Below are 3,959 nucleotides of genomic sequence, written 5' to 3'. Positions count from 1 at the left end.
CTAGGTTAATCATGTTTTTAATGAGTGCTTTGCTTCTAATTATGACTCTTAAACTATATTATTGTCCTTGAGTAAAAAATGCAAGTTGTAGCCGTGCAAAGTATAGCAATTCCCATAGTTGTGAGGTACAGAGTCTTAGGTTTTGAGGAGTCAGGAGTCAGGAGTTAAGATTTTGGTGTACCTCATGAGATTGGGAAACGCTATATTGCTACAGGTGCTTATGACCTATCAAGACTATTAATTGTCAAATTATTTAATATTCCCCTCAATCCCTTTAAAGCAATTCCAGTCTTTGGACAGCTAATTATAGGTGCTAATTCTCCCGAATCTGCTGTCTTAATTTGGGGAATTTTATATCATCTACTCAATGGAATATTATTTGCAGTAGCCTACTGTTTTTTATTTGGTAATCGAAACTGGAAGTGGGGCATTGCCTGGGCAATGTGCCTGGAAATTGCTATGTTCAGTATTTATCCATCTTGGCTTCACCTACAAGCGGTGATGCAAGAATTTACTATTGTTTCAATTTCTGGACATTTGGTATATGGATCTGTTTTAGGTTTATTCTGCAATAGGTTTTTAAAAATTAATATTGGGGGAAGTTATGGAAACTAAGTTAATTAATTTTTGGTGGCGTGATTTACCTATAGCAGCTAGTAGAGTTTCTGGATTTCTGTCTGTTATTCTAGCTGATGGAATCTACCTGACACACTGGTCAAAAGTTGCCGCTTATGCCCCTGTTAAGCTAAACGGCTTTTACTTCGGATCACCGATATAGACTCCAAAAGGGTTATAGCTATTGGATCATGCAGGTTAAGCGCCGTTTAGCTTATCTCACTTATGTTAGGTTTACTAATAGGTTGGTTTCATTTTGCTCCTGGGGAAACTTTTACCTTTTCGATTGCTGTGATGGCACTTTTGATGGCAATCAGCAGTTTTGGAACTGGACTTGGAAGCCATCTTCTTGTCGGTTATGCCTTCGGTGATTTTTTTCTGTTTCAACACCCAAAAATAGGCAATATATTTCAGACTTTTTTTGTCGTTCAGATTCCTTTGCTACTCTCTTATGCTCTTTTATCGATTCTCTTAATATCAATACCCCTAACAAGTCAAGGGTTACGTTTGCAAACAGTTCCTCGTCTCAAGACTTTAGGAACAATTGGCTTAGTCACAGAGGGATTACTCCAAGCATTAATACAAAGTACCCTCGTATTTGTCTGGACACAGGCAGTACCGATATTGATTCGTCCGGTATATACATGGCAAGGTATTACACCACCGGTAGCGGCAATTCAACCTCTTCAATATAATGGGCAAATGTTAGCTTTATTGGCAGGAATATTAGGTGCTGTGAGAATTTTCTTGGAGTTCAAAAGTTCATCAGATTCCCAAGTAAAGGAGCGAGGGGAAAAACTTCGAGAGGTTCTCCTCAGTAGGAAGATGCCTAATAATTCTCTACCCCCTATAATTGGAGTATTTATCAAAGCTATTTGTTCTACTGCTATGCTTTCAGGAATGTTATCTAACTGGTTTGAGGCAATCATTCTAGGATTATCTATTACCGGAGTAATGTTACTTCGAGATAGTACACCTAAAAAGTTAATCGGATGGGCAAATATAGTTAATCGTTTTCCTATTTTACTGCGTCTAATTGCTGCGACATGGTTGAGTTATTTTTTGGCTTCAATGATTATCGAACTAATGTGGAGAGGTGATTCTTTTATATCAATCGTGATTTCTACAATGGTCGGAATTATGATTTTTGCTCTACTGATGCCTAACCCAAAACAAAAAGCATTAGAATAGAGGAATCCCTAATGAAAAAAAGCACTCTTGTCCTATTAGTTTTTTCTGTAGTTCTGATCTTTTATTCAGAGCCAGCAATGGCTCATAACTGTAGTGGACTTCAAGATTGTTATCAGCAATCCAAGTTAGCTGCTCTAGCGGCTGCTCTAATTGCTCTTTTGTTGAGTTTATTGCTTGATTTTTCTCCTATTGGCTATTGGAAAGGCTTACTTGAGGCAATTACAGGTAGAGATATTTTAACTGGTGATAAGCTGGCTTGGTGGCAAAGAGTATTGAATCTTGTACCGGGTGGCAAGGGAGCTAGAACTGCTGTTAAGGCTGTTGATGAGATTAGCGATACTGCTAAGGCTGTTAACAAAGTTAGTGATGCCGCTAAAGTGGGTGAAGAAATTGGTGATAGTGCTAAGGCTGCTGGTAAAGTTAGTGACGCTGCCAAAACAGTTGATAAAGCTAGTGATGTGACTTCTAAATTTGAACCAAAAATAGAAAAACAGCTTGATAAGCGTGGCTGGACTAAAGAAACTGTTCAAGAAACAATAGATAACGCCAATAATATCAAATCTACTAAAGATACGAGACACTTACCAGATGGAAGCCGAATGGATGATCCGGCTACTGCATATATAAATAAAGATGGCAGTTATGTTGTCAGAAATGATAGGACTGGGGATATAGTACAAGTATCAAATAGAAATGCTCCAAACTGGAAATCTCCATTTTAATTTTTTTACGAGGTTAATATGCTAAAAGAACAACAATTGTTTGATTTATATAGTAGTTATGGATTTACTCAGGGAGGAGAACTTTATCTTCCCATTTCTCATTCATTAAAATTTTTACAGGATTGCCAGCAAAATGAATTGGCAATTATTGGCATAGAAGGATTTATTTATGAAGAGGGAGAAATAAGTCCTCAATTAGATTTGATCGCTGATTTCTCCTCTATAAGTGCTTCTGATTGGCAAAATTATCAAAATATTTGTAACAGTGCTGCTAAAAATTTTCTATTGGGTGTGAACATTAAAGATAAATCAATGGTATTTAATTTTGTTATCTTATCTCGGTCTGAGTGGGAAAATAGCATATAACTAAGGGTGAATCTTCTAGCTAGTAGGTTGGGTTGACGCAAGGAAACCCAACACTCTCCGTAAAACTCAATAATTCAATATCGTTGCGTCAAAACACCAGCAGCCACCTATTTTTTTACGGTTGTTACTTATCAACGCCAAAGCCTATTTTCTAAAGCCGAAACCGTTGATATACTTCGCAATGCTTTTCGCCTCGTTAAATCGAGATTTTCACCTAATTTATAGAGGTATATATGTCTGATTATAAACTTATTAAAAGCAAGCTTAATGAAGTTATTCTTCTTACGAATGAAGTGATGCAAGAAACTCAGATAGAGTTTGTTCGCTCCTATATTAATGCAGGTGAGTGGAGATTAGCGATTGAGACTTTTTGTGACATCTTATACGAAGATGAACTACCTATTTCTGCAACAGCATACAGCTTAATTCAAGAAATTAGCTCTTCTCTAGATCTAAAAAATTCTGTATGGGAGATTTTAAAGCCTCAAGTTCTAATAACGGTTCCCTTCCCAACGAGATAAGTAATGGACTGACCCTGCTAAATAGACCTCTCCAATAATAATAATTGTCAAAATAAGAGATGAAGCCTTTACTAAGAGCTTATTTAAAAAAACTTTTCTGGAGAGGTATAATGGTGAAGAATCAACAGTTGGTAGCCACTAAGGCTGTTGATGAAGTGAGTGATGTGACTAATGTGAATGACCCATATAATATTGCCAAACAAGGGGGTAAGCACTCTGGATTCTATAACGAATATGCCAAAAAGCCGGACTCTCAAATCCGAAAAGGAATTGAATCGATAAATAAGCAAATTTATGAATACAGAATCTGTTAACTTTATCAAAGATCATGCACTTCTTCTCAAAGAAAAGTATAATGAATCCCTAGCAAAAATTAACGAAGCTGACATAAAAGGAGAGGACTCTTGGGAGCATCTCACTTACGCGATAAGTAATTATACTTAGCCTAAAAGCCACTCTTAATCGTGTCTTGGAACGAAATAGAGGCTTTTAAAGACTGCGTACATGGAGAATTAAAACAAGAATTACCCTCGAAAAGCCTATT

Annotated in this window: 6 protein-coding genes; all 6 read left to right on the top strand. The window is 36.8% G+C overall.

Features of this window, described 5'->3' with window-relative positions:
- Window positions 1-189: 189 nt before the first annotated feature.
- The 6 genes from O9290_RS28335 (at window position 190) to O9290_RS25260 (ending at window position 3,729) form a co-directional block, all read left to right on the top strand.
- On the top strand, window positions 190-615 hold the full coding sequence (locus O9290_RS28335) for a DUF6789 family protein (RefSeq protein ID WP_353852170.1): 426 nt from the start codon (window positions 190-192) through the stop codon (window positions 613-615).
- 225 nt (window positions 616-840) lie between these two features.
- Window positions 841-1,806 carry a hypothetical protein gene (locus O9290_RS25280; RefSeq protein WP_288058315.1) on the top strand — a complete coding sequence of 322 codons (966 nt, stop codon included), beginning with the start codon at window positions 841-843 and terminating at the stop codon, window positions 1,804-1,806.
- 11 nt (window positions 1,807-1,817) lie between these two features.
- A complete protein-coding gene (locus tag O9290_RS25275) occupies window positions 1,818-2,528 on the top strand; it encodes a colicin E5-related ribonuclease (protein ID WP_288058313.1) in 711 nt (236 codons plus the stop codon).
- Between the two features lie 18 nt (window positions 2,529-2,546).
- Window positions 2,547-2,894 (top strand): hypothetical protein, encoded by a 348-nt coding sequence (locus O9290_RS25270; RefSeq protein ID WP_288058311.1) that lies wholly within the window; start codon window positions 2,547-2,549, stop codon window positions 2,892-2,894.
- Window positions 2,895-3,127: 233 nt separating this feature from the next.
- Window positions 3,128-3,415 (top strand): MafI family immunity protein, encoded by a 288-nt coding sequence (locus O9290_RS25265; protein WP_288058309.1) that lies wholly within the window; start codon window positions 3,128-3,130, stop codon window positions 3,413-3,415.
- A gap of 59 nt (window positions 3,416-3,474) precedes the next feature.
- Window positions 3,475-3,729 (top strand): hypothetical protein, encoded by a 255-nt coding sequence (locus tag O9290_RS25260; RefSeq protein WP_288087654.1) that lies wholly within the window; start codon window positions 3,475-3,477, stop codon window positions 3,727-3,729.
- Window positions 3,730-3,959: the final 230 nt, after the last annotated feature.

This window comes from Microcystis sp. LE19-41.2A, from assembly GCF_027530405.1.
Classification (GTDB): Bacteria; Cyanobacteriota; Cyanobacteriia; order Cyanobacteriales; family Microcystaceae; genus Microcystis; species Microcystis aeruginosa.
Note: the sequence above shows the minus strand (reverse complement) of the source record. Positions and strands in the feature narration are given on the sequence as shown.

What these genes read in the sequence shown, in the direction of transcription:
- O9290_RS25260 (WP_288087654.1), top strand. Translation starts at nt 3,475, where the DNA reads ATGAAGCCTTTACTAAGAGCTTATTTAAAAAAACTTTTCTGGAGAGGT.
- O9290_RS25275 (WP_288058313.1), top strand. Translation starts at nt 1,818, where the DNA reads ATGAAAAAAAGCACTCTTGTCCTATTAGTTTTTTCTGTAGTTCTGATC.
- O9290_RS25270 (WP_288058311.1), top strand. Translation starts at nt 2,547, where the DNA reads ATGCTAAAAGAACAACAATTGTTTGATTTATATAGTAGTTATGGATTT.
- O9290_RS25265 (WP_288058309.1), top strand. Translation starts at nt 3,128, where the DNA reads ATGTCTGATTATAAACTTATTAAAAGCAAGCTTAATGAAGTTATTCTT.
- O9290_RS25280 (WP_288058315.1), top strand. Translation starts at nt 841, where the DNA reads ATGTTAGGTTTACTAATAGGTTGGTTTCATTTTGCTCCTGGGGAAACT.